The 24734-nt window shown below is 70.6% G+C and carries 16 protein-coding genes; 11 read left to right on the plus strand and 5 right to left on the minus strand.

What is annotated here, in order from left to right:
- Positions 1 to 40: 40 nt before the first annotated feature.
- Positions 41 to 1654 (minus strand): NADH-ubiquinone oxidoreductase-F iron-sulfur binding region domain-containing protein, encoded by a 1614-nt coding sequence (locus tag ACFULQ_RS09700; protein ID WP_383540579.1) that lies wholly within the window; start codon positions 1652 to 1654, stop codon positions 41 to 43.
- Positions 1651 to 2982, minus strand: a complete 1332-nt coding sequence (locus ACFULQ_RS09705) for a cytochrome b/b6 domain-containing protein (RefSeq protein ID WP_383540581.1) — start codon at positions 2980 to 2982, stop codon at positions 1651 to 1653. The genes ACFULQ_RS09700 and ACFULQ_RS09705 overlap by 4 nt, the downstream gene beginning before the upstream one ends.
- 447 nt (positions 2983 to 3429) lie before the next feature.
- Here ACFULQ_RS09705 and leuS point away from each other — a divergent pair, with 447 nt between their 5' ends.
- The 9 genes from leuS to ACFULQ_RS09750 all read left to right on the plus strand — a co-directional run bounded on the left by leuS (position 3430) and on the right by ACFULQ_RS09750 (position 15300).
- Positions 3430 to 6297, plus strand: coding sequence for a leucine--tRNA ligase (gene leuS / locus ACFULQ_RS09710; RefSeq protein WP_383540584.1), 2868 nt, complete (start codon positions 3430 to 3432; stop codon positions 6295 to 6297).
- A gap of 187 nt (positions 6298 to 6484) precedes the next feature.
- Entirely contained in the window at positions 6485 to 7219 is a 735-nt protein-coding gene (locus ACFULQ_RS09715) for a hypothetical protein (protein WP_383540586.1), read from the plus strand.
- Positions 7220 to 7315: 96 nt separating this feature from the next.
- Entirely contained in the window at positions 7316 to 8161 is an 846-nt protein-coding gene (locus ACFULQ_RS09720; protein WP_383540589.1) for a DegV family protein, read from the plus strand.
- 180 nt (positions 8162 to 8341) lie between these two features.
- On the plus strand, positions 8342 to 9640 hold the full coding sequence (locus tag ACFULQ_RS09725; protein WP_383540593.1) for a helix-hairpin-helix domain-containing protein: 1299 nt from the start codon (positions 8342 to 8344) through the stop codon (positions 9638 to 9640).
- An 80-nt stretch (positions 9641 to 9720) separates the two neighbouring features.
- Entirely contained in the window at positions 9721 to 12492 is a 2772-nt protein-coding gene (locus ACFULQ_RS09730) for a ComEC/Rec2 family competence protein (protein ID WP_383540596.1), read from the plus strand.
- A gap of 4 nt (positions 12493 to 12496) precedes the next feature.
- A complete protein-coding gene (locus ACFULQ_RS09735) occupies positions 12497 to 13351 on the plus strand; it encodes an arylamine N-acetyltransferase (protein ID WP_383540598.1) in 855 nt (284 codons plus the stop codon).
- Positions 13352 to 13416: 65 nt separating this feature from the next.
- On the plus strand, positions 13417 to 13662 hold the full coding sequence (locus ACFULQ_RS09740) for a hypothetical protein (protein ID WP_383540599.1): 246 nt from the start codon (positions 13417 to 13419) through the stop codon (positions 13660 to 13662).
- Positions 13663 to 13722: 60 nt separating this feature from the next.
- On the plus strand, positions 13723 to 14712 hold the full coding sequence (gene holA / locus ACFULQ_RS09745) for a DNA polymerase III subunit delta (protein WP_383540602.1): 990 nt from the start codon (positions 13723 to 13725) through the stop codon (positions 14710 to 14712).
- A 189-nt stretch (positions 14713 to 14901) separates the two neighbouring features.
- The gene (locus tag ACFULQ_RS09750; RefSeq protein ID WP_383540604.1) at positions 14902 to 15300 is read left to right on the plus strand and encodes a nuclear transport factor 2 family protein; all 399 of its coding nucleotides are present in this window, start codon (positions 14902 to 14904) and stop codon (positions 15298 to 15300) included.
- A gap of 185 nt (positions 15301 to 15485) precedes the next feature.
- Here the strand turns inward: ACFULQ_RS09750 and rpsT are convergent, their stop codons facing one another.
- On the minus strand, positions 15486 to 15746 hold the full coding sequence (gene rpsT / locus ACFULQ_RS09755) for a 30S ribosomal protein S20 (protein ID WP_123760672.1): 261 nt from the start codon (positions 15744 to 15746) through the stop codon (positions 15486 to 15488).
- A 230-nt stretch (positions 15747 to 15976) separates the two neighbouring features.
- Here rpsT and lepA point away from each other — a divergent pair, with 230 nt between their 5' ends.
- Both lepA and ACFULQ_RS09765 read left to right on the plus strand, forming a co-directional pair.
- Positions 15977 to 17845, plus strand: a complete 1869-nt coding sequence (gene lepA, locus ACFULQ_RS09760; RefSeq protein ID WP_030314689.1) for a translation elongation factor 4 — start codon at positions 15977 to 15979, stop codon at positions 17843 to 17845.
- Positions 17846 to 18081: 236 nt separating this feature from the next.
- Complete coding sequence (locus ACFULQ_RS09765) at positions 18082 to 19956, plus strand: AMP-dependent synthetase/ligase (protein ID WP_383540608.1); 1875 nt, start codon at positions 18082 to 18084, stop codon at positions 19954 to 19956.
- Between the two features lie 79 nt (positions 19957 to 20035).
- On the opposite strand, the gene ACFULQ_RS09770 is transcribed toward ACFULQ_RS09765, so the two are convergent.
- Together ACFULQ_RS09770 and ACFULQ_RS09775 are read right to left on the minus strand one after the other, a co-directional pair.
- Complete coding sequence (locus ACFULQ_RS09770) at positions 20036 to 20581, minus strand: two-component system response regulator (RefSeq protein ID WP_383540610.1); 546 nt, start codon at positions 20579 to 20581, stop codon at positions 20036 to 20038.
- Positions 20582 to 20595: 14 nt separating this feature from the next.
- Positions 20596 to 24726 (minus strand): HAMP domain-containing protein, encoded by a 4131-nt coding sequence (locus ACFULQ_RS09775; RefSeq protein ID WP_383540613.1) that lies wholly within the window; start codon positions 24724 to 24726, stop codon positions 20596 to 20598.
- Between the last annotated feature and the right edge of the window lie 8 nt (positions 24727 to 24734).

Genomic DNA, 24734 nt, shown 5'->3' on the forward strand with positions numbered 1-24734 from the left:
CGATCCGGGCGGCCCCTCAGCCGTGCAACTGCCGTGCGGCTCAGCGGCCGAGCGCGCGCCTCCCGCGGCCCTGGGAGAGGACCGGGAGGTTGCGGGTGGGGCCCTTGTCGCGCGGTGCCTCCTCCTCCAGGCGCAGCGCCAGCGCGGGGCAGCGACGCACCGCGCGCAGCGCCTTCGCCTCGGCGTAGCGCGGCACCTGGGCCTGGGCGACGGTCGGGAAGCCGTCGGCGCCGAGTTCGAAGACCTCGGGGAGGATGTCGGCGCACAGGCCGTGGCCCCGGCACAGCGTCCAGTCCACGTAGATCTTCTGACGGCTCGGGCCGCTCTCCTCGGCCTCGCCGCCACCCGGGATGCCCGTCGGCATCTTCCCGCCCTCGAAGAGCGGCAGAACGCCCTCCACGGGCCGTCCGCAGCCATTGCCGAGGACATGGGCGGCCAGGTCGTCGGTGAACGCCTTGATGGTCGACTCCAGGAACATCGCGGAGCCGTCCGGGTGCGAGCACGCGCCGCGCCGCTTCACGTTCTTGGCGACCTGCTTGAGCGCCTCAAGAGCCGCGGGGCCGCCGCCGTTGAGGATGTCCTCCATCCCGCGCGCGGCGGCCGGCAGACCGAGATAGCAGGGGCCGCACTGGCCCGCGCTCTCCTCGGCCAGCCACTGCGCCACGCGCAGCGACTCGCCCAGCGGGCAGGTCTCCTGAGTGATCGGCAGGATCGCGCCGGCGCCGAGCGCGCCGCCCACGGCGTCCAGGGAGTTGCGGGAGACGATCGCCTCGTTGACGGTCGCCGCGTCGATCCACTTGCCGTGGTAACCGCCCGTCAGGACGCCCTGCGGGACCGGCGGGGCGCCGGCCAACTGCAGGACGTAGCGCAGCGGTACGCCCGTGGGGACCTCGATCACCATGGGGCGCGCGACCGCACCGGAGACCGTGAGCATGACGGTGCCCGGCTCGTCGTAGAGACCGGTGTTGCCGTAGCGCTCCGGGCCGATGCGGGCGGCGATGGCCAGCTGCGCGAAGGTCTCGGCGTTGGACAGCAGGGTCGGTGCGCCGCCGACGCCGTTCTGCGAGGCGCTGACCTTGCGGCCGGGCGGGATGGCCGGGCCGCCGTCGATGGAACGGATCAGCGAGGCCGCCGCTCCGGTGACCATACGGACGGGATTGCGCTGCACGCGTGCGCGTAGCGCCGATCTGCGCCCGTTGCTCAGGCCGCGTTCGGCGAGGGCCGCCTCCATGGAGCGCTGGGTGGACTCCCGGGTGACCCCCACCACGAGCGTGCGGGCACCCAGGGCCTCGGCGGCCAGCAGGGCGCCGTCCAGGATGAGGTGCGGGGCACGGTTGATGAGGACCGTGTCCTTGCGGCAGGCCGGTTCGTCCTCACTGCCGTTGACGACGACGACCGGCCGGATGCCGCGCTTGATCGCCGCTTCGGCGACCGAGCGCAGCTTCTTGTGGAAGGGGAAGCCAGCACCGCCGCGCCCCTTCAGGTTGATGGCCTCGGCGAGCTTCGCGAGCTGCTCGCCGCCCATGGGTTCGAGCGGCCCATGCACCTTCAGGTGCATGGGCAGGTCAAGTCGTTCGACAAGGTCGAAGCCCGACGTGAGCTGGGGAAGGCCGACTACGCGGACTTCCGGGACGTCGGGCAGGGCCTCGTTCACCTATAGCCTCCGGAAGGCGTGTTCCAAGGTTCCCCCGAGCCCGGCGAGTCGAAGTCGTACGACTGGCCGGACGTCTGATCTGTGGCGGGACCGCTGTTGTACGTGTCGTTCGAGTTGTACGTGCCGTACATGGTGTTCGACTCACCGGTGTCGCGCACATCACCTGTCAGATAACTGGCCGTGCCCGAATTGCTGCCATAGGTGGGGATGTTGTACCCCGTGTCCTGGAGCGGGTCGTAAGCCGACGGGGGTGCCTCGCCGACCGGCGGCGGGGACGGGATCGGCCAGTTGCCGGAGGTGCTGCCGACGCCGTCCACGCGCGCGATGGGCTCGGTGGCCGCCTGCATGTCCATCGGCAGGTCCATGCGCGCGGTCTGGCCGGTGTCGTAGGGCTGCTGCGCGCCCGGGGACATGGCGCGATAGGCGGCGGCGAATCCGCTGCCCGCGGGCTCGGGCGCCGCGGGGGACTGGTAGACGGGGTTGGCGCCGGTCTGCGACAGGCCCTCGTAGCCGGGCAGGGCGGACTCCGAGCGCCTGGCGCCGGAGTCGGCGCCCCGGCGGCTCTCGCGGGCCGGTGCGGCCGTCTCGGCGGCCCTCCTGGCCCGGCTGGCCTCCAGCTCCTCGCGGCCCGGCCGCTCCTCGGTGCCGAGCAGCATGGCGACCCGGTCGGTGACCTTGCGCTTGAAGGGGCGCGGAGCCGCACGCAGGGCGAGAGCCACTATGACGCCGAGCACGCAGAGCGCGTACAGGTACGTGAAGATCGGGGCCTTCACCGCGCGGCCCGCGTACAGGCCGTGGACCAGGCCGGCGCACCAGGCCGGGTAGGCCAGCATGTGCATGGCCCGCCAGCGGGCCGCGACCGGGGCCGGGGAGGCGAAGCGGTTGCGCAGCGCCCCGGTGATGCCGACGAAGATCATGAGCTGGCCGGCCAGGGTGCCGAGGCCGATGAGCCCTCCGCTGCTGCTGAAGCCGAGCCCGAACGGGATGAACGCGGCGATCCACGTCGTGTGTTCGAGGGTGAGTTTGATCCCGATGTGCAGCAGAAGGAACGCGATCGAGCCCACGGCGGTGATCCGGTGCACACCCTGGGCGACGATCCGCTGCCGGGTGTTGAGGATCAGCCGGTCCTGTGCGACGAGTCCCCAGATCACGGAACAGGTCAGGAGCACGAGCGTCACCACGCCCGCTCCGAAGTTGAGGAAGTCCTGGAGCCAGACACCTCCGTACACCACGACCAGAGGGATGGCCAGCAGGAAGACGGCCGTCGCCACCCCATAGGCCGACCGGCCCGTCCTGGGGAGCGTGCTGTTGCTACTACGAGGGTTCATGGGGGCAACTCCGAGCGGTTCGGGAAGGCGGTCCCGCTGCCGCACTCTAAGTGGCGCCATACCGATGGGTACGGCGTTTGAGTTATTGCGTTGTTATCAAACGGTCGCGGGGCTGTTGTGATGCCCCTTAGCGGCTGTTACGCGAAGTAACCTCTGGCCTTGCTCCAGTTCCTCTCGGGTGGATACGGTGCGGCTCGACTGCGGCGGCGAGTGCGGCACCCGGTGCCGAAGAGGCATACGTAAGCTCGTCGCGGCTTGCTCAACGGCTGCGGTACCCTAACGCCATGCGTGCCGTACGCCTTCTGCTTAGCGAGCCGCGCTGATCAGTCCCGACCACCGGTGAAGACGTGGTCGGAATCGGCGCGGCGTCCCCTCCTGTGCGAGGGGATTTTTCGTTTCCGGACGACACAGCCGCTGGCAGAGACGATCGATGGAGCTTTGAGGACCATGAGCGAGACGAACCCCGCTGCCGCCGAGCCGGCCGCGCCGCACCGCTACACGGCCGCCGTCGCGGCCGAGATCGAGGCACGCTGGCAGGACTTCTGGGACGCCGACGGCACCTACGCGGCGCCCAACCCCAAGGGCGACCTGGCGGGCGACCCGGAGGTCGTCGCCCGGCCCAAGAAGTACATCATGGACATGTTCCCGTATCCCTCCGGCGCGGGCCTGCACGTCGGCCACCCGCTGGGCTACATCGCCACCGACGTCTTCGCCCGCTTCCAGCGGATGACGGGCCACAACGTCCTGCACACCCTGGGCTTCGACGCCTTCGGTCTGCCCGCCGAGCAGCACGCCGTCCAGACCGGCGAGCACCCGCGGATCACCACCGAGGCCGCGATCAACAACATGAAGTCCCAGCTGCGCCGGCTGGGCCTGGGCCACGACAAGCGCCGGTCGTTCGCCACGATCGACCCGGACTACTACAAGTGGACCCAGTGGATCTTCCTGCAGATCTTCAACTCCTGGTACGACGACGAGGCGAAGAAGGCCCGCCCGATCGCCGAGCTGGTCGCGCAGTTCGAGTCCGGTGAGCGCGCGGTCCCCGGCGGCGGCTCCTGGAGCGAGCTGTCGGCCGCCGCCCGCGCGGACGTCCTGGGCGAGTACCGCCTGGCCTACGCCTCCGACGCGCCGGTCAACTGGTGCCCGGGCCTGGGCACCGTGCTGGCCAACGAGGAGGTCACCGCCGACGGCCGCTCCGAGCGCGGCAACTTCCCGGTCTTCAAGGCCAAGCTGCGCCAGTGGAACATGCGGATCACCGCGTACGCCGACCGGCTGCTGGACGACCTGAACGAGCTGGACTGGCCCGAGGCCATCAAGCTGCAGCAGCGCAACTGGATCGGCCGCTCCGAGGGCGCCCGCGTCGACTTCCCGATCGACGGCGAGAACATCACCGTCTTCACCACTCGCCCGGACACCCTGTTCGGCGCCACCTACATGGTGCTGGCGCCCGAGCATCCGCTGGTCGAGAAGTTCACCCCGGCCGCCTGGCCCGAGGGCACGCACGACGTGTGGACCGGCGGTCACGCGACCCCGGGCGAGGCCGTCGCCGCCTACCGCGCGCAGGCCGCCTCCAAGTCCGACGTGGAGCGACAGGCCGAGGCCAAGGACAAGACCGGCGTCTTCATCGGCTCGTACGCCACCAACCCGGTCAACGGCGAGCAGGTCCCGGTCTTCATCGCGGACTACGTCCTGATGGGCTACGGCACCGGCGCGATCATGGCCGTCCCCGGCCACGACTCCCGCGACTTCGAGTTCGCGCGCGCCTTCGAGCTGCCGATCCGGTGCGTCGTCGAGCCGACCGACGGCCGCGGTACCGACCCCTCCACGTGGGAGGACGCCTTCGTCTCGTACGACGCGAAGATCGTCAACTCCACCGGCGAGGACGTCTCCCTGGACGGCCTGGGCGTCGTCGAGGCCAAGCCGCGCATCACCGAGTGGCTGGAGCGCAAGGGCGTCGGCGAGGGCACCGTCAACTTCCGCCTGCGCGACTGGCTGTTCAGCCGCCAGCGCTACTGGGGCGAGCCCTTCCCGATCGTCTACGACGAGGACGGCATCGCCCACTCGCTGCCCGAGTCGATGCTGCCGCTGGAGCTGCCCGAGGTCGAGGACTACTCGCCGCGCACCTTCGACCCGGACGACGCGGACACCTCCCCGGAGACCCCGCTGTCCCGCAACGAGGACTGGGTGAACGTCACCCTGGACCTGGGCGACGGTCCCCGCAAGTACCGCCGCGAGACCAACACCATGCCCAACTGGGCCGGTTCCTGCTGGTACGAGCTGCGCTACCTGGACCCGCACAACGACTCCGTACTGGTCGACCCGGAGATCGAGCGGTACTGGATGGGCCCGCGCGCGGGTCAGCCGCACGGCGGTGTCGACCTGTACGTCGGCGGCGCCGAGCACGCCGTGCTGCACCTGCTGTACGCGCGCTTCTGGTCCAAGGTGCTGTTCGACCTGGGGCACATCTCGTCGCCCGAGCCGTTCCACAAGCTGTTCAACCAGGGCATGATCCAGGCCTTCGTCTACCGCGACAGCCGGGGCTTCCCGGTGCCGGCCGCCGAGATCGAGGAGCGGGACGGGAAGTTCTTCTTCCAGGGTGAGCCCGTCAAGCGCGAGCTGGGCAAGATGGGCAAGTCCCTGAAGAACGCCGTCACTCCCGAGGCGATCTGCGAGGAGTACGGCGCCGACACCCTGCGCCTGTACGAGATGGCCATGGGCCCGCTGGACGTCTCGCGGCCGTGGGACACGCGCGCGGTGGTCGGCCAGTACCGGCTGCTGCAGCGGCTGTGGCGCAACGTCGTCGACGAGGCCACCGGCGAGGTGACCGTCGTCGACGCCGAGCCCGACGAGGCCACGCTGCGTGCCCTGCACAAGGCGATCGACGGGGTGCGGCACGACCTGGAGGGGCTGCGCTTCAACACCGCCATCGCCAAGGTCACCGAGCTGAACAACCACCTGACCAAGGCGGGCGGCCCGGTGTCGCGCCAGGTCGCCGAGGCGCTGGTGCTGCTGATCACGCCGCTGGCCCCGCACATCGCCGAGGAGCTGTGGCGCCGGCTGGGCCACACCGACTCGGTCGTCCACCAGGACTTCCCGGTCGCCGACCCGGCCTACGTCGTGGACGAGACGGTGACCTGCGTGGTCCAGATCAAGGGCAAGGTCAAGGCGCGCCTGGAGGTCTCGCCGGCCATCTCCGAGGACGAGCTGGAGAAGGTCGCGCTGGCCGATGAGAAGGTCGTGGCGGCGCTGGAGGGGGCGGACATCCGCAAGGTGATCGTGCGGGCGCCGAAGCTGGTGAACATCGTTCCGGCGTAGGGCCGGCCGGTGGGGGGGTCGGGCTGGCGTGAGGCCGGTCCGGTCCGGCCCGATTCGGGGTCGGGCCGGGCCCCTAGGGGTTTCGTGCGGGCAGGTTCGGGGTTCTTCCGGAACTCCGGGCCTGCCCGCTGCGTTTACCTTGGAAGAGCGGCGCGGCGGGTGCCGTGCCGGTCGGAGGAGGAGAGACGTGGAAGCAGTGATCGCGATCGTGGCCCTGCTTTTCGTGCTCTTCGTGGCGCTCGGCGCTTACGCGACCGTGAAGGTGGTCGGCGCCGCCAAGCGAGGCGTGGACCGCACCATCACGCAGGCCCGGCGCACGGTCGAGGACCACACCCTGCGGGCCAAGTCCTTCGCCCAGCTCGGCCCGGCGGGCGAACTGGCCCAGCTGCGGCTGAAGCTGCGCACCTCGATGCGGGCCACCCAGGACGCCTTGCACGCGGGCGTCGCCGAGGACGAGTCCCTCAAGGAGTCGCTCGGGCTCTTCCAGCGGCTCAGCGCCCACGGCCACGAACTGGACGGCGAGCTCAAGCGCCTGGAGTCCGAGCCCGACCGGGCCAAGCTCGCCGAGCGCCTGCCCGGACTGCGGGAGCGCACCGAGCGCATCACACAGTCGGCCGACTCCCTGCGCTGGGCGGCCCGTGACCGTGCCCGCCGGTTCGCCGAGGACGACCTGGACACCCTGAGCGCGCAGATCGACGTCGAGTCCGGAGCCCTGCGGCACTGGACCAAGGCCGAGCCCACCGCGACGCCGCCGCCGTGGCCCGAGGCCCCCGCCGCCGAGGGCAGCACCGAGCAGCAGACCTGGCCCGAGACGCCCCGCTCCCGCGCCGCCGAGGAACCGACGCGGCCCGCGATCACTCCGCCGGGCACGCGCCCGACCTACCCCTGGCAGAAGAAACCCCGCCCGGAGAGCACGACTTGATGCACGGCCCGACGTCCGACCCGAACCAGACGCGGCAGCCCCGGGCGACAAGGGCCGGGCTGCCGCAGGCACGCTACGGCAGGTAACCTCCAGCTCATGTCCCGCCATGTCGCGATCGTCACGGATTCAACGGCCTACCTGCCGCAGGGGACGATGGAGCGGCACGGCATCACAGCGGTCCCCCTGACCGTGGTCCTCGGCGACCACGCGCTGGAGGAGGGAACCGAGATCACGGCCCGTTCGCTGGCTCAGGCCCTGCAGAAGCGACGCCCCGTCACCACCTCGCGACCCAGCCCCCAGGCCTTCGCGGAGCACTACCGCAAGGTCGCCGAGTCCGGCGCCACGGGCATCGTGTCGCTGCACCTGTCCGCCGAACTCTCCGGCACCTACGACGCGGCGGTCATGGCGGCGCGCGAGGCGCCGGTTCCGGTGCGGGTGGTCGACACCGGCATGATCGCGATGGCCCTCGGATTCTGTGCTCTCGCCGCCGCCGAGGCCGCCGAGGCGGGCGGCACGGTGGACGAGGCGGTCACCGCCGCGGAGAAACGGGCCGCGGGCACGTCCGCCTACTTCTACGTCGACACCCTCGACTATCTGCGCCGCGGAGGCCGGATCGGGGCCGCGCAGGCCCTGCTCGGCTCCGCGCTCGCGGTCAAGCCGCTGCTGAAGCTCGACGGCGGCCGGATCGAGCCGCTGGAGAAGGTGCGGACGGCGTCGAGGGCCATCGCCCGCCTGGAGGAGATCGCGGCCGACCGGGCCGGCAGCGCCCCGGTCGACATCGCGGTGCACCATCTTTCCGCCCCCGACCGGGCAACGGCCCTCGCGGACCGACTGCGGGCCCGGGTGACGGGGCTGGCCGACCTGCATGTGAGCGAGGTCGGGGCGGTGATCGGGGCGCATACGGGGCCTGGGTTGCTGGGGGTTGTCGTCTCTCCTCGGTGACGGGGCGTTGTGGGCCGCGGGTTGTGGGTCGGGGGCTGTGGACGCCGGGCTGTGGACGCGTGGGCTCGGGGAGTGGGTGCGTCACTCGTGCGGGTGGCGGAGTTTTCCACAACCGGTGGGTAGTCCACGGGAATTGACCAAGATCATCGCGAGAGTGCGGGTGTGGTCGATCCTCGGCGCATGGCACTTCGATCACGTTCACGTACAGCGACGGCTACCAGCGGACCGGGCCGCGGCCCCCACTCCGACGGACGCTCACGGCATCGCCGCCCGCCCGCCACCCGGGGCGGAGGCGGGGGCCGGGCCCGGCATCGGCATGCCTCCTCGGCGGACGAACTCCAGCGGCGGGCGGAGGTGTTGTTCGCCGAACGGGTGGGGGCGCGACGGGACTCGGGGAAGGGGCCGCCGACGGATGCGCGGGGCTTGGCCGAGGAGGGGGCGGGTGGCGGTGCCGTCGATCTCGTCGGGGGCGGGGCGGCGGTCGAGGGGGCTGGTTCCGGGGACGGTGACGTAAGGAGTCCTGATGCCTGGGACACCAGCACGCGGGAGGCCGGTGCCAGGGAGACGAGTCGGCGAGATTCCGGACTTCTGGACGAGGACTGGCGTGGTGTCGATTCTGGTGATGAGGCCTGGCGTGCTGTCGATACCCGGCGTGAGGTCCGGCACGGTGTCGATGCCCGGCGTGAGGCCCGTGCTGGTGTCGAGGCCGGGGACGGTGCCTGGCGGGAGCGGGCCGGGATGGCTCTGCGGGAGCGGCTGCCGGTGTGGTTGCAGGCGCGGTGCGGTCTGGAGCGGCGGAACGTCGTAGCCCTCTCCGTACTGCTGGTCGTGGCCGCGGTGTTCGCCGTGCAGCACTTCTGGACCGGCCGGACCCAGTCGGTTCAAGCGCCCGAAGTGGTGCGTGCGGCGGCTCCGTTCGAGGAGAGCGGGACAGGCGGCCAGGACGGCGGCCCGCGAGGGGAGACTCAACCGGCGGTCTCGGGAGAGGGCTCCAACACCCCGGGGACGGCGGGCGCCGAGATCGTCGTGGACGTCAGCGGCAAGGTCCGTGAACCTGGGGTCCATCGGCTGCCGGCCGGGTCCAGGGTCGCCGACGCGCTGAAGGCGGCGGGTGGGGTGCGACCGGGTACGGACACGGACGCCCTCAACCGGGCCCGGTTCCTGGTGGACGGTGAGCAGGTCGTCGTCGGCGGCCCGGCTCCCGCACCCGCGCCAGGCGTGGCCGGCGGTCCTGTCAACGGCGGTCCCGCCGGTCCTGTGGGCGGTGGCGGCCCGGCCGGTGCGGCGGCTCCCGTCTCCCTGAACACGGCCACCGTGGACCAGCTCGACACCCTGCCCGGCGTCGGCCCGGTGCTGGCCCAGCACATCCTCGACTACCGCACCCGGCACGGCGGCTTCCGCTCGGTGGACGAACTGCGGGAGGTCAACGGCATCGGCGACCGCCGCTTCGCCGACCTGCGGAATCTCGTACGGCCATGAGGTACGGCTCGGGGGGCCCGCGAGGGGACGAGGGCGAGGTGCGGAGGGTGGCCGGAGGTGGGCGGCGTGGACGCTCCGCCGTGCACGCCGACTCAGGGAAGCGGCTCGGGGACGCTCATCCCCGGCAGGAAGGCCCCACGGATCTGCGCCTGGTCCCTGCGGCGCTGGCGGCGTGGGTGACGGCAGCGGTGGCCCTGGAGGTCCCGGCGGGGTGGGTCACGGGGCTGGTGGCCGGGTGTCTCGTCGTCGCCTGCGTGCTGTTGTCGGGCCGGTGGCGCCGGTGGTGCCGGATGCGCCGGTTGCGGGGCCTCGGCGCGAGCGCCAGGGTGCCGGTCGCCGCGGTGCTCCTCTGTATCGCGGCGGCCGCGGTCTCCGCGGGGCTGCACGGGGCGGATCTGCGGCGGGGGCCGGTGCCGGAACTGGCCCGGCAGTACGCCACGGTGACCGCCGAGGTCGAGCTGACCGCCGACCCCCGCCTCACCCGGCCCCGGATCACCGGGGACCACGCGGCACCGACCGCCGTGATCATCAAGGCCGACGTGCGACGCCTGGAGACGGTGGACGGCAGAGCGCCGGCGAGGACGGAGGGCTGGACGGGGACGGCGGAGGGCCGGACGGCGAGGGCGGAGGGCTGGACGGGGACGGCGGAGGGTGGGAGCGAGGTGGCGGCGAACCGGAGCGCCGTGGTGACCCGGACGCCTGTGCTCCTGATCGTCGACGTGGGCGCGGAAGGGAGGAGAGGAGGCGACCGGAGTTCCGTTGCCGGTGGGGTGAGGCGTGGGGCGCCGTCGGTCGTGGGCGATCCGCCGCGGTCGCCGTGGCTCGGGCTGTTGCCGAGCACGCGGGTGCGGGTGGTCGCGCGGGTGGTGCCGGCGCTGGTCGGGGGTGATCGGGTCGCGGCCGTGTTGCGGGTGCGGGACCGGGCGGGGCCGGAGGTCGTGGCGGAGGCGTCGGGGGCACAGCGGTTCGCGGGGCGCTTGCGGGCGGGGCTGCGGGAGGCCACCGACGGACTGCCGGCGGATTCCCGGGCCCTGTTGCCGGGGCTGGTCGTGGGGGACACCTCGCGGATCACACCGGAGCTGGACGAAGCCTTCAAGGAGACCGACCTCGCGCACACGCTCGCCGTCTCCGGCAGCAACCTCACGATCCTGCTCGCCCTGCTCATCGGACCGCCCGGCCTCGCCCAGCTGGTCGAGCGACGGGGACTGGCACCCCGGCTGGGGGTGTCGCTGCGGACGACCGCGTTGCTCGGCGGTGGGCTCACGCTGGCGTTCGTCATCGTGTGCCGGCCGGACCCGAGTGTGCTGCGGGCCGCGGCCTGCGGGGCCGTGGCGTTGCTCGCCCTCGCGACCGGTCGGCGCAGATCGCTGATCCCGGCGCTGGCGACGGCCGTACTGCTGCTGGTGCTGTACGACCCGTGGCTGGCCCGCAGTTACGGCTTCCTGCTCTCCGTCCTGGCCACCGGGGCCCTGCTGACGCTCGCGCCACGCTGGAGCCTGGCCTTGCGGCGGCGCGGGGTGCCGCCCAGGCTCGCTGAGGCGTTGGCGGCGGCGGCCGCGGCACAGGCCCTGTGCGCGCCGGTGGTGGCGGTGCTGTCGGCGCGGGTGAGTCTGGTGGCGGTGCCGTGCAATCTGCTCGTGGAGTTCGCGGTCGCACCGGCGACGGTCCTGGGGTTCGCGGCGCTGGCGATGGCCCCCGTCATGATGCCGGTGGCCAAGGCGCTGGCCTGGTGCGCGAGTTGGCCCGCCGGGTGGATCGCGGAGGTCGCCCGCACCGGGGCGTCGCTGCCCGGCGGGGGAGTGGACTGGCCGGGCAGTTGGCCGGGGGCAGGACTGCTCGCCCTCGCCACCGCACTGGTGCTGCTCCTGGGGCGACGTCTGCTCGGGCACCCCTGGTGGTGTGCGCTCTGCGCGGTGCTGTTCGTGCTGGCGGTCGTGCAGCCGCCTCCGCTGACCAGGGTGGTCACGGGATGGCCGCCGCCGGGCTGGCGGCTGGCGATGTGCGATGTGGGCCAGGGCGACGCCGTGGTGCTGGCGGCGGGCGAGGGCACGGGAGTCGTCGTGGACGCCGGACCCGATCCGGCGCTCGTCGACGACTGCCTGCGCAGCCTCGGCATCACCAAGGTGCCGCTCGTGGTCCTGACCCACTTCCACGCCGACCATGTGGCGGGCCTGCCCGGGGTGCTGCGGGGCCGCTCGGTGGGGGCGATCGAGACGACGGGGTTCGGGGAGCCGGTGGACCAGGCCGAGTTCGTACGGCGGGAGGCGGCGGCCCGGCGGATTCCGGTGACGCGCGCGGTGGCCGGGGAGCAGCGGCGTACGGGGTCGCTGACGTGGGAGGTGCTGTGGCCGCCCGCGGGGCCGGCGGCGGTGGCGGCGGACGGGCCGAACGACGCCAGTGTCACCATGCTCGTCCACTCGGCCGGGCTGCGCTTCCTCCTGCTCGGGGACCTGGAACCCCCGGCCCAGCAGGAGCTGTTGCGGTCGCCGACGGGGGCGCGGCTGACCGGGGTGGACGTCCTCAAGGTCGCCCACCACGGGTCGGCCTACCAGGACCCGGAGCTGATACGCCGGGTCGCCCCGCGGCTGGCGCTCATCTCGGTCGGGGCCGGCAACTCCTACGGCCACCCGGCGCCCAGTACGGTCGCCGCGCTGCGGGCCGGGGGCGCGGCGGTGCTGCGGACGGACCGGGACGGGGCGTTGGCCGTCGTCGGGTCCGGAGGCGACCACGGCGAAGGGAGCGGAGGGGGCACGGGGAGTGCGGGTGAGGGCGCCGGAGGTGCGGGCGGGAAGGTCGATGGACGGAGAAGCCGTGGTGTGCGCGGTGGGGAGCTGTGGGTGGCGCGAGACTGAGGGCATGAAGCCCACACAGGTTGACGCCTATCTCCGCCGCCTGGGAGTCCAGCACCCGGCGTGGCCCACCGTGGAGGTCCTGCGCGAGCTGCATCTGCGCCATTTGCAGACCGTGCCCTTCGAGAACCTGTCGGTGCACCTCGGCGAGGAGATCGTGCTGGAGGAGGAGCGGCTGGTGGAGAAGGTGGTGAGCGCCGGGAGGGGAGGGTTCTGCTACGAACTGAACGGGGCGTTCGGGGCCTTGCTGGCCGCGCTCGGCTTCGATGTGACGCTGCTCGCGGGGCGGGTGTACGGCGACGAGGGGCGGTTCGGCATCCCGTACGACCATCTCGCGCTGCGGGTGCGGTCGGTTGACGGGGGCGAGTGGCTGGCCGATGTCGGGTTCGGGGCGCACAGTCACTATCCGCTGGCGTTCGGGGCGCGGGACGAGCAGGTGGATCCCGCCGGGACTTTCCGGATCGTGGAGGCGGGGCCCGACGCGGCGGGGGTGCGGGGCGGGGACGGTGCGGGGGCGAAGGGCGGGGGTGAGGCCGCGGATCTGGATGTCGTCGTGGGCGGCAGGAGTCAGTACCGGCTGGAGGTGCGGCCGCGGGTGCTCGGTGACTTCATGGCCGGGGCGTGGTGGCACAGCACCTCGCCGGCCTCGCACTTCACGCAGTCCCTGGTGTGTTCGAAGGTGACGGAGGACGGCGGGCGGATCACGCTCAGCGGGCGCATGCTCAAGGTGACGGCGGCGGACGGGGCACGGGAGGAGCGGGAGTTGGGGACGGACGAGGAGGTGCTGGGGGTGTACCGGGAGCGGTTCGGTATCGGGCTGGACCGGGTGCCGGTGGTGCGGAGCCCCGGTCGGGACGGTTAGCGGTACGTGCGGGCGGCGTCGGTTGCAGTGGCGGTGTCGGTGGCGGTGGCCTGGAAAATGGTTCCGTGAGCGATGTGAGACATGTGCTGGTGCTGCCGGATCGGGATGCCGCGGAGGAGGTCGTCGAGGGGCTGCGGGAGCGGTTCGGGGTGATGGAGGAGCCGCAGGTGGTCCGGGACGCGTTGGCGGGGGAGGACGATGCGGAGGACGCGCAGTGGCTGGTCGTGCTCCGGGACGAGGCGGGGCGGCTGGATCCGGGGGAGCTGGATGCGTTCGTGGGGGAGTGGGAGGGGTGGCGGGAGGAGCCGTAGGTCCCCGGCCGGGGCGTCGTCCTGGTCGGGCTGTCAGTGGGGCGTGGGATGCTGTCGGGGATGGCCAAGAAGACTGCTGATGACGACCTGCTCGCTCCTGTGACCCTTGCTGTGGGGCAGGAGGAGCTGCTGCTCGACCGGGCTGTGCAGGAGGTGGTCGCCGCTGCTCGGGCCGCTGACGCCGACACCGATGTGCGGGACCTGACCTCGGACCAGTTGCAGCCGGGGACGCTCGCCGAGTTGACCAGCCCGTCGCTGTTCGCGGAGCGCAAGGTCGTGATCGTGCGCAACGCGCAGGATGTGTCGGCCGACACGGTCAAGGACGTGAAGGCATATCTCGGGGCGCCCGCCGAGGAGATCACCCTGGTGCTGCTGCACGCCGGTGGGGCGAAGGGCAAGGGGCTGCTCGACGCCGCGCGGAAGGCGGGGGCGCGGGAGGTCGCCTGTCCGAAGATGACCAAGCCGGCGGACCGGCTGGCCTTCGTGCGACAGGAGTTCCGGGCGACCGGGCGGTCCGCCACGCCCGAGGCGTGCCAGGCGCTCGTCGACGCGATCGGGAGTGATCTGCGGGAGCTCGCGTCCGCGGTGTCGCAGCTGGTCGCCGATGTCGAGGGGACGATCGACGAGGCCGTCGTGGGGCGGTACTACACGGGACGGGCCGAGGCATCCAGCTTCACCGTCGCCGACCGGGCCGTGGAGGGGCGGGCCGCAGAGGCCCTGGAGGCGCTCAGGTGGTCGCTGGCGACCGGGGTCGCGCCGGTCATGATCACCAGCGCGTTGGCGCAGGGGGTGCGGGCGATCGGGAAGCTGTCGTCGGCCCGGGGCGGGCGGCCCGCGGATCTCGCGCGGGAGCTGGGGATGCCGCCGTGGAAGATCGACCGGGTGCGGCAGCAGATGCGGGGGTGGACGCCGGACGGAGTGGCGTTCGCGTTGCGGGCCGTGGCCGAGGCGGACGCCGGGGTCAAGGGCGGCGGGGATGATCCCGAGTACGCGCTGGAGAAGGCGGTTGTGGCGATCGCCCGGGCGGCGCGGTCCCGGGGACGGGGATAGCCGGCCGGCGGTGCTGTGCCGTGCTTGAGGCGGAGCCATCGCGCCATCGGGGGTGCCGCACATTGTCGTAGCGCGTCTGCGACATCCGTCGTGGCCGGGCGCGCAGTTCCCCGCGCCCCTTCGGGCGCTCGGGAGGAGAATCGGACCTGTCAGCCAACATCGCCGGAACACGGAAAGGTGGCGGTAGTCATGGCTGAGCATCCGCATGCGGCGCTCGTACGCAAGGGATTCGAGGCGTTCACCCGAGGGGACATGGACACCCTGCGGGAGTTGATCGCGAAGGACGCGACGCACCATGTGCCCGGTAGTCACCCGCTCTCCGGGGACTTCAAGGGGCAGGACGCGATCATCGACATGTATCAGCGGCTCGGCCAGGAGACCCAGGGGTCGATGCGGCTCGAGATGCTCGGGATCGCCGTCGACGGGCGGGGGCACGCCGTCGGGATGTGCCGGGTCACCGCGGAGCGCAAGGGCCGGCGCCTGGACGACACGGGATGCATCGTCTTCCGGATCGTAGGGGACAAGGTCACCGACCTCGACGAGTGCGTCGAGGACATCGACAAGAGCAACGAGTTCTGGGCCGACTGAACGCCGAAGGCCCCGGTGCCGTCGTCCTGGGGAAGGGCGAGGGCGCCGGGGCCTCGGTTCAAGCTTTTCGGAGACCACGCCCGCGTGGCGAACGCAGGCCGCGCGTGGCTCCTGGGTGCCGGTCGGGAGCGGATGAGAGAGGGCCCGCTCGGGTCCTTCCGGCGTCAGATCAGAAGAGAGAGGCCTTAGAGGGCCGCGACCTTCGAAGCAAGCGCCGACTTCTTGTTGGCGGCCTGGTTCTTGTGGATGACGCCCTTGGAGACGGCCTTGTCGAGCGCACGCGCAGCAGCGCGCTGGTACTCGGTGGCCTTCTCGACGTCACCCGCGGCAGCGGCCTCGCGGGCCTTGCGGATCGCGGTCTTCAGGGAGGACTTGACGGCCTTGTTGCGCAGCCGCGCCTTCTCGTTGGTCTTGATCCGCTTGATCTGGGACTTGATGTTCGCCACGAATGAGCCTCTACAGGTTCAGGCACGGGGCCGTGCAGGACCCGTACCGGTGATTTTCAGAGTGTGTGCCTCGCGCTGAGAGGGCATGAGACACAGCTGCCCAGACTACCAGCGGCCCGGCAGGTGGCCCAAACCGGTCGCCGGTCCCCGCCCGTGGGACCATGGAGGCTACGTATCGATCCGACCCGAGACCGCAGACACTGCGGACGCCTCAAGAATCAGGACCCTGCGTGCCCGCGATCCCCAGCCACGTGCCCGAGCCGAGCCGTACCGACCCGGCTCTGATCCGCAACTTCTGCATCATCGCGCACATCGACCACGGCAAGTCCACGCTCGCCGACCGGATGCTCCAGCTGACCGGCGTGGTCGAGCAGCGCCAGATGCGTGCTCAGTACCTCGACCGCATGGACATCGAGCGTGAGCGCGGAATCACGATCAAGTCGCAGGCGGTGCGTCTGCCGTGGGCCCCGACCCACGACAAGAGCAACACGCACATCCTCAACATGATCGACACCCCGGGGCACGTCGACTTCACCTACGAGGTCTCGCGGTCGCTCGCCGCCTGCGAGGGCACCGTCCTCCTCGTGGACGCCGCCCAGGGGATCGAGGCCCAGACTCTCGCCAACCTGTACCTGGCGATGGAGAACGACCTCACGATCATCCCGGTGCTCAACAAGATCGACCTGCCGGCCGCGCAGCCCGAGAAGTTCGCCGAGGAGCTCGCGAACCTCGTCGGCTGCGACCCGTCCGACGTGCTCAAGGTCTCCGCCAAGACCGGGCTCGGTGTCGACGCGCTCCTCGACCGGGTCGTCAAGGAGGTCCCGGCTCCGGTCGGTGTCGCCGATGCCCCCGCCCGCGCGATGATCTTCGACTCGGTCTACGACTCCTACCGCGGTGTCGTGACGTACGTCCGTGTCATCGACGGTCAGCTCAACAAGCGCGAGCGCATCAAGATGATGTCGACCGGCGCCACCCACGAGCTGCTGGAGATCGGCACCAACTCGCCCGAGATGCTGGGCGCCGACGGCCTCGGCGTCGGTGAGGTGGGCTATCTCATCACCGGTGTGAAGGACGTCCGCCAGTCCAAGGTCGGCGACACCGTCACCAGCCAGCAGAAGGGGGCCACGGAGGCGCTCGGGGGGTACAAGGACCCGAAGCCCATGGTCTTCTCCGGTCTGTATCCGCTGGACGGCTCCGACTACCCCGAGCTGCGCGAGGCCCTCGACAAGCTCCAGCTCAACGACGCGGCTCTCGTCTACGAGCCAGAGACCTCCGCGGCCCTCGGCTTCGGCTTCCGCGTCGGCTTCCTCGGCCTGCTCCACCTCGACGTGATCCGCGAGCGCCTGGAGCGCGAGTTCGGGCTCGACCTGATCGCGACCGCGCCCAACGTGGTCTACCGGGTGGTCATGGAGGACGGCACCGAGCACACCGTCACCAACCCGAGCGAGTTCCCCGAGGGCAAGATCAACGAGGTGTACGAGCCCGTCGTACGCGCCACGATCCTCGCCCCGACCGAGTTCATCGGCTCGATCATGGAGCTGTGCCAGACCCGGCGCGGCACCCTGCTCGGCATGGACTACCTCTCCGAGGACCGGGTCGAGATCCGCTACACGCTGCCGCTCGCGGAGATCGTCTTCGACTTCTTCGACCAGCTGAAGTCGAAGACGCGCGGGTACGCCTCGCTGGACTACGAGCCCACCGGTGAGCAGACCTCCAGCCTGGTGAAGGTCGACATCCTGCTGCACGGCGACAAGGTGGACGCCTTCTCGGCGATCACCCACAAGGACGCCGCGTACGCCTACGGGGTGCGGCTCGTCGCCAAGCTGCGCGAGCTCATCCCGCGGCAGGCCTTCGAGGTGCCGATCCAGGCGGCCATCGGCTCCCGGGTCATCGCCCGCGAGACCATCCGTGCCATCCGCAAGGACGTCCTCGCCAAGTGCTACGGCGGTGACATCTCCCGGAAGCGGAAGCTGCTGGAGAAGCAGAAGGAAGGCAAGAAGCGGATGAAGATGGTGGGTTCCGTGGAGGTTCCGCAGGAGGCCTTCATCGCGGTGCTTTCCAGCGATGACAGCGCGGGGTCGGGCAAGGGCAAGAAGTAACCGCGGGTTACACCCGGTTACCCGTCGAATCGGATGGAAAGGGGTCCGTCGTGCGAAAGTGCGGCGGGCCCCTACGCGTGCGTAACGTCGCGCTCTGTAGGAAGTGACAGGCCGCCGCCCCTTACGAACGGGTCGGCCGCGCTTTACTCTGATCTCTGCTCGATAGTTACTCGCGAGTTAAACAACAGCCGCAAACCTGAGAGCCAGCCGCACTGTCGCGGGCCCCGGAGGATGTCGTGAGCGACACACAGACACTGATCGAGAACCGTCCGCCGAGTGTGGCGACCCTCTTCCTGGAGCGTGTTGCGAGCACACCGGACGCCGAGGCGTACCGGTACCCGGTGCCCGCGGCCTCCGGCGAGGGCCCGGACGAGTGGAAGTCGCTCAGCTGGGCGCAGGCCGCGGAGCGGGTGCACGCCATCGCCGCCGGGCTGATCGAGCTGGGGGTGCAGCCCGAGCAGCGGGTCGCCCTCGCCTCCTCTACCCGGCTCGACTGGATCCTCGCGGACCTCGGCATCATGTGCGCCGGCGCCGCCACGACCACCGTCTATCCGCAGACCAACGCCGACGAGTCGGCGTTCATCCTCTCCGACTCCGAGAGCCGGGTGCTGATCGCGGAGGACGCTGCCCAGCTCGCCAAGGCGGTCGAGAAGCGCGGCGAGCTGCCCGCGCTGACCAACGTCGTGGTGATCGACTCCGCCGGTGTCGAGACCAGCGACTTCGTACTGACCCTCACCGAGCTGGAGGCCCGGGGCGCCGCCCGGCTGGAGAAGGACCCCGACCTGATCAAGGAGCGGGTGGGTGCGATCACGGCCGAGCAGCTCGCGACCCTGATCTACACCTCCGGCACCACCGGCCGTCCCAAGGGTGTACGGCTGCCGCACGACAACTGGTCCTACATGGCGAAGGCTATCGCCGCGACGGGCCTGGTCGGCCCCGAGGACGTGCAGTACCTGTGGCTGCCGCTCGCGCACGTCTTCGGCAAGGTGCTCACCTCCGGGCAGATCGAGGTCGGTCACGTCACCGCCGTCGACGGCCGCGTCGACAAGATCATCGAGAATCTTCCGGTCGTGCAGCCGACGTACATGGCCGCCGTGCCGCGCATCTTCGAGAAGGTCTACAACGGGGTCGCCGCGAAGGCCCGTGCGGGCGGTGGCGCCAAGTACAAGATCTTCCAGTGGGCCGCCGGGGTGGGGCGCGAGTACGCCAAGGTCACCCAGGACAACTTCCGGCGCACCGGGGTCGCCTCCGCGCCCTTCGGGCTGAGCGCCAAGCACAAGGTGGCCGACGCGCTGGTCTTCGCGAAGATCCGGGAGGCGTTCGGCGGGAACCTGCGGGCCTGTGTCTCCGGCTCCGCCGCGCTCGCGCCCGAGATCGGCTACTTCTTCGCCGGCGCCGGGATCCACATCCTTGAGGGATACGGCCTCACGGAGTCCTCCGCGGCCTCCTTCGTCAACCCGGGCGAGGCCTACCGCACCGGCACGGTCGGCAAGCCGCTGCCCGGCACGGAGGTCAGGATCGCCGACGACGGGGAGATCCTGCTGCGCGGCCCCGGGATCATGGAGGGCTACCACGGGCTGCCGGAGAAGACCGCCGAGGTCCTCGAGGCCGACGGGTGGTTCCACACCGGGGACATCGGTGAGCTGTCGCCCGACGGGTACCTGCGGATCACCGACCGCAAGAAGGACCTCATCAAGACGTCCGGCGGCAAGTACATCGCGCCCGCCGAGGTGGAGGGGCAGTTCAAGGCGGTGTGCCCGTACGTGTCCAACATCCTGGTGCACGGGGCGGACCGGAACTTCTGCACCGCGCTCATCGCGCTGGACGAGGTGTCGATCCTGGAGTGGGCCAAGGAGAACGGGCTCGAAGGGAAGTCGTACGCGGAGGTCGTCGCGGCGCCGGTCACCGTCTCCCTGGTCGAGGGGTATGTGAAGCAGCTCAACGAGGGGCTTCAGCGGTGGCAGACGATCAAGAAGTTCCGGTTGCTGCCGCGGGACCTTGACGTGGAGCACGGGGAGATCACGCCGAGTCTGAAGCTGAAGCGGCCTGTGGTGGAGCGGGAGTACAAGGCGTTGATCGAGGAGATGTACGCAGGGTCTCGGGAGGCGTAGGGGGTGGCTGGGGAGCGTGTGCGACCAGCGGTAGTTCGTGGCTGGTCGCGCAGTTCCCCGCGCCCCTGGGGAAACAAGCTCACCGCTTCTCCAGAAGGTGCCGTATTTCCTTCACCTGGATGCGCTGGGCCTCCGTCAACTCGTCCTCCAGCGCCGCCAGTCGCCTGCCCACCTCATGGTAATCGGCGTGTTGGCGCGCCAGCAGGCGCTCCAGCTGCTGGTTCTTCCGGTACAGGTCCAGGAAGACGCTGACCTTCGCTCGGAGCACCCAGGGGTCGAACGGCTTGGTCAAGTAGTCCGCCGCGCCGGTCGCGTAGCCGCGGAAGGCGTAGCCCGAGTCGTCCTCCGCTCCGGTGAGGAAGATGATCGGGACGTCTTTCGTCTGGTCCAGGCGTTTGATGTTGGCGGCGGTCTCGAAGCCGTCCATGCCCGGCATGCGGACGTCCAGGAGGACCAGGGCGAAGCGGCGGCGGAGCAGGGCCTTCATCGCCTCCTCGCCCGAACGGGCGCGCACCAGCGGTTCGTTGAGGGACCCCAGGACGGCCTCCAGCGCGATCAGGTTGTCCTCCATGTCGTCGACCAGGAGGATGCCCGCACTGTCGTCGGTCGTTGCCTCAGCGCTCATGTGACTGCCCTCATTCAGTCGTCGGTGGGCGGGACCACCGCCTCCTCGGCGTCGGCCGGCTCCTGCATCTCCGCGCCCTCGGGGTCCAGGAGCGCGCAGACGACGGTCAGCAGCTGGTCGACGTCCACCGGCTTGGGTACGTAGTCGTTGGCACCGCGCGCGATCGACTTCTCGCGGTCGCCCGGCATCGCCTTCGCGGTGAGCGCGACGATGGGCAGCCCGGCCCAGCGGGCGGTGCGGCGGATGGCGGCGATGGTCTCGTAGCCGTCCATCTCCGGCATCATGATGTCCATCAGGACCAGCTCGACGTCCGGGTTGCGCTCCAGGGTCTCGATGCCCTCGCGGCCGTTCTCCGCGTACAGCACCGGCATGCCGACCCGGCCCAGCACATGGGTGAGCGCGAAGACATTGCGGATGTCGTCGTCCACGATCAACACCCTGCGCCCGGACAGGACTTGACCCGCCCGACCGGACTTCCACGCCTCCAGCTTGGTGGGTGCGGGCCAGGAGTCCTCGGCGTCGTGGGCGGTCGGGTAGGGCTCGGTGGACAGGTCCTCCGGGGCCGGCAGCAGGCGGTCCTCGGTGGTCGGGCCGGTGGCCGTGTGGCCGGGGCTGACCACGGGGACGTAGAGCGTGAAGGTGGAGCCCTTGCCGGGTTCGCTCTCGGCGACGATACGGCCGCCCAGCAGGCCCGCGATCTCCCGGCTGATGGAGAGGCCGAGCCCGGTGCCGCCGTACTTGCGGTTGGTGGTGCCGTCGGCCTGCTGGAACGCCTCGAAGATCACCGGGAGTTTCTCGCGGGCGATGCCGATGCCGGTGTCGGACACCGCGAAGGCGATCACGTCGTCGCTGTCGCGGACGTACCGGTGCTCGGGGTCCTTGATGCGGTTGACCCGCAGTTCGACGCGGCCGGTGGCGGTGAACTTGATCGCGTTGGAGAGCAGGTTGCGCAGGATCTGCTGGAGGCGCTGCTCGTCGGAGTACATCTCGCGCGGCACGTCCTCGCCGACCGCCACCTCGAAGGCGAGCCCGCGGTCCAGGGTGAGCGGGCGGAAGGTGGCGTGGACGTAGTCGAGCAGCTTGATGAGCGGCAGCTTCTTCGGGCGTACGTCCATCCGGCCGGCCTCGATCTTCGACAGGTCCAGGATGTCGTTGATCAGCTGGAGGAGGTCGGAGCCGGAGCGGTGGATCGTCGTCGCGAACTGCACCTCCTGGTCGGAGAGATGGCCGTCCGGGTTGTCGGAGAGCAGCCTGGCCAGGATCAGCAGGGAGTTCAGCGGGGTGCGCAGTTCGTGGGACATGTTCGCCAGGAACTCCGACTTGTACTGGGAGGAGGTGGCCAACAGGGCTGCCTTCTCCTCCAGTTCCGCGTTCGATCGCTGCAACTCGGCCTGCTGCATCTGGAGTTCGTCCGAGCGTTCCTGGAGCTGCATGGCCAGGCGCTGGGACTCGCCGAGCAGGGACTCGGTGCGGGAGTTGGCGATGATGGTGTTGATGGCGACGCCGATGGTGTTCACGAACTGGTCGAAGAAGGCCAGGTGGACATCGGAGAAGCGGGAGAAGGAGGCGAGTTCGATGACGCCCAGGAGCTTGTCCTCGAAGAGGATCGGGATGATCACCACGCTGGCGGGAGCCGCCTCGCCCAGACCGCTGTTGATCTTGATGTAGTCCGGCGGGGCCTCCTCCACCAGGATCCGCTTCTTCTCCCGGGCCGCCTGACGGACCAGACCGTGCACCGGCATGCCGCCGGTGTCGACGGTCGCGCCCTGCGCCGAGCCGTAGCCCGCGATGAACGCCAGTCCCTTTGCAGGAACGGTTGTGCGCAGAGAGGCGCCGTCCTCGTCCGGGTCGGCCAGGAAGAATGCGCCGTACTGGGCGTTCACCAGCGGGGTCAGCTCGCGCAGGATCAGGTCGGCGACCTCCATCAGGTCCCGGTGGCCCTGCATCAGCGCGGCCAGACGGGCGAGGTTGGACTCCAGCCAGTCCTTCGCGCGGGTCGTCTCGCGGAGGTTGGCCACCATCAGGTTGATGTTGTCCTTGAGCTCGGCGACCTCGCCCTGCGTCTCCACGGTGATCGAGCGGGACATGTCGCCCTGGGCCACCGCGGAGGCGACCTCGGCGATCGCGCGGACCTGGGTGGTGAGGTTGGAGGCGAGTTCGTTGACGTTGGTCGTCAGGCGCTTCCAGGTGCCGTAGACGCCCTCGACCCGTGCCTGGCCGCCGAGTTGGCCCTCGGAGCCGACCTCGCGGGCCACCCGGGTGACCTCGGAGGAGAAGGAGGAGAGGGTGTCGACCATGGTGTTGATGGCGGTCTTCAGCTCCAGGATCTCGCCGCGGGCGTCCACGTCGATCTTCTTGGAGAGGTCTCCGTTGGCCACGGCCGTGGTCACCTGGGCGATGTTGCGGACCTGCGAAGTGAGGTTGTCCGCCATGTAGTTGACGTTGTCGGTCAGGTCCCGCCAGACGCCGGAGACGCCGAGGACCTGGGCGCGCCCGCCGAGCCGTCCGTCGGTGCCGACCTCGCGGGCCACGCGGGTCACCTCGTCGGCGAAGGCGCGCAGCTGCTCCACCATCGTGTTGACGGTGTCCTTCAGTTCGAGGATCTCGCCGCGCGCGTCGACCGTGATCTTCTTGGACAGGTCGCCGTTGGCGACGGCGGTCGTCACCTGGGCGATGTTCCGCACCTGCGACGTCAGGTTCAGGGCCATGAAGTTGACGTTGTCGGTGAGGTCCTTCCAGACGCCGGAGACGCCCCGCACCTGCGCCTGGCCGCCGAGGTTTCCTTCGGTGCCGACCTCGCGGGCGACGCGGGTCACTTCGTCGGCGAAGGCGGAGAGCTGGTCCACCATCGTGTTGATGGTCGACTTCAGCTCCAGGATCTCGCCCTTCGCCTCCACGGTGATCTTCTTGCCGAGGTCGCCCTGGGCGACGGCGGTCGAGACGAGGGCGATGTTGCGGACCTGCGAAGTCAGGTTGTCCGCCATGAAGTTGACGTTGTCGGTGAGGTCTTTCCAGACGCCGGAGACGCCTCGCACCTGGGCCCGGCCGCCGAGGTTTCCTTCGGTGCCGACCTCGCGGGCGACGCGGGTGACCTCGTCGGCGAAGGCGGAGAGCTGGTCGACCATGGTGTTGATGGTGGACTTCAGCTCCAGGATCTCGCCCTGCGCGTCCACGGTGATCTTCTGCGACAGGTCGCCGTTGGCCACGGCGGTGGTCACCTGGGCGATGTTGCGGACCTGCGACGTCAGGTTCGAGGCCATGAAGTTGACGTTGTCGGTGAGGTCCTTCCAGACCCCCGAAACGCCCCGCACCTGGGCCCGGCCGCCCAACTGCCCCTCGGTGCCGACCTCGCGGGCCACGCGGGTCACCTCGTCGGCGAAGGCGGAGAGCTGGTCCACCATCGTGTTCACGGTCAGCTTCAGTTCGAGCAGCTCGCCGGTCGCCTCGACCGTGACCGTGCGGGTCAGGTCACCGCGGGCCACCGCCGTGGTCACCAGGGCGATGTCCCGGACCTGGGCGGTCAGCCGGGACGCCATGGTGTTGACCGCCTCGGTCACGTCCCGCCAACTGCCCGACAGGCCGGTCACCTTGGCCCGCCCGCCGAGCCGGCCCTCGGTGCCGACCTCACGGGCCACCCGGGTCACCTCACCGGTGAACAGGGAGAGCTGGTCGACCATCTTGTTCACGGCCCGGCCGAGACGCCTTAGATCACCGCGCAGTTGGCGGTTGCCGTCGTGCAGATCGACCCGCTGGGTCAAGTCGCCGCCGGCCACCGCGTCCAGGACCCGGGTCGCGTTGGCGGCGGGGGCCACCAGGGCGTCCAGCAACTGGTTGACATCGTTGACGCGGGAGGTCCAGGTGCCCTGTCCCGGGCTGGGGGAGAGCCGCTCGTCGAGCCGGCCGTGCCGCACCAGCTCCCGCTTCACCCGGTTGACCTCACCGGTGAAGTGGACGTTGCGGTCGACCAGTTGATTGAAGATGGCCGTCAGCTCGGCCACGATCCCGTCGCCCGACTCCGGCATCCGGCGGAAGTCGCCGTCGCGGGCAGCGGTCATCGCGGCGAGCAGAGGGCGTAGGTCCGATGCTCGAATTCGGTCGGCATTCTGCCCGTCTTCGAGCACAGGCGTACCACTGTTCTCACTCATGACGGCCC

This window comes from Streptomyces sp. NPDC057253 (assembly GCF_042669125.1).
In the GTDB taxonomy this organism is placed as follows: Bacteria; Actinomycetota; Actinomycetes; order Streptomycetales; family Streptomycetaceae; genus Streptomyces.

Bases quoted from the DNA above. Each gene is read 5' to 3' on its own strand.
- ACFULQ_RS09705 (WP_383540581.1), bottom strand. From the start codon at position 2,982: ATGAACCCTCGTAGTAGCAACAGCACGCTCCCCAGGACGGGCCGGTCG.
- leuS (WP_383540584.1), top strand. From the start codon at position 3,430: ATGAGCGAGACGAACCCCGCTGCCGCCGAGCCGGCCGCGCCGCACCGC.
- ACFULQ_RS09720 (WP_383540589.1), top strand. From the start codon at position 7,316: ATGTCCCGCCATGTCGCGATCGTCACGGATTCAACGGCCTACCTGCCG.
- ACFULQ_RS09725 (WP_383540593.1), top strand. From the start codon at position 8,342: ATGGCACTTCGATCACGTTCACGTACAGCGACGGCTACCAGCGGACCG.
- ACFULQ_RS09735 (WP_383540598.1), top strand. From the start codon at position 12,497: ATGAAGCCCACACAGGTTGACGCCTATCTCCGCCGCCTGGGAGTCCAG.
- holA (WP_383540602.1), top strand. From the start codon at position 13,723: ATGGCCAAGAAGACTGCTGATGACGACCTGCTCGCTCCTGTGACCCTT.
- ACFULQ_RS09750 (WP_383540604.1), top strand. From the start codon at position 14,902: ATGGCTGAGCATCCGCATGCGGCGCTCGTACGCAAGGGATTCGAGGCG.
- ACFULQ_RS09770 (WP_383540610.1), bottom strand. From the start codon at position 20,581: ATGAGCGCTGAGGCAACGACCGACGACAGTGCGGGCATCCTCCTGGTC.
- ACFULQ_RS09775 (WP_383540613.1), bottom strand. From the start codon at position 24,726: ATGAGTGAGAACAGTGGTACGCCTGTGCTCGAAGACGGGCAGAATGCC.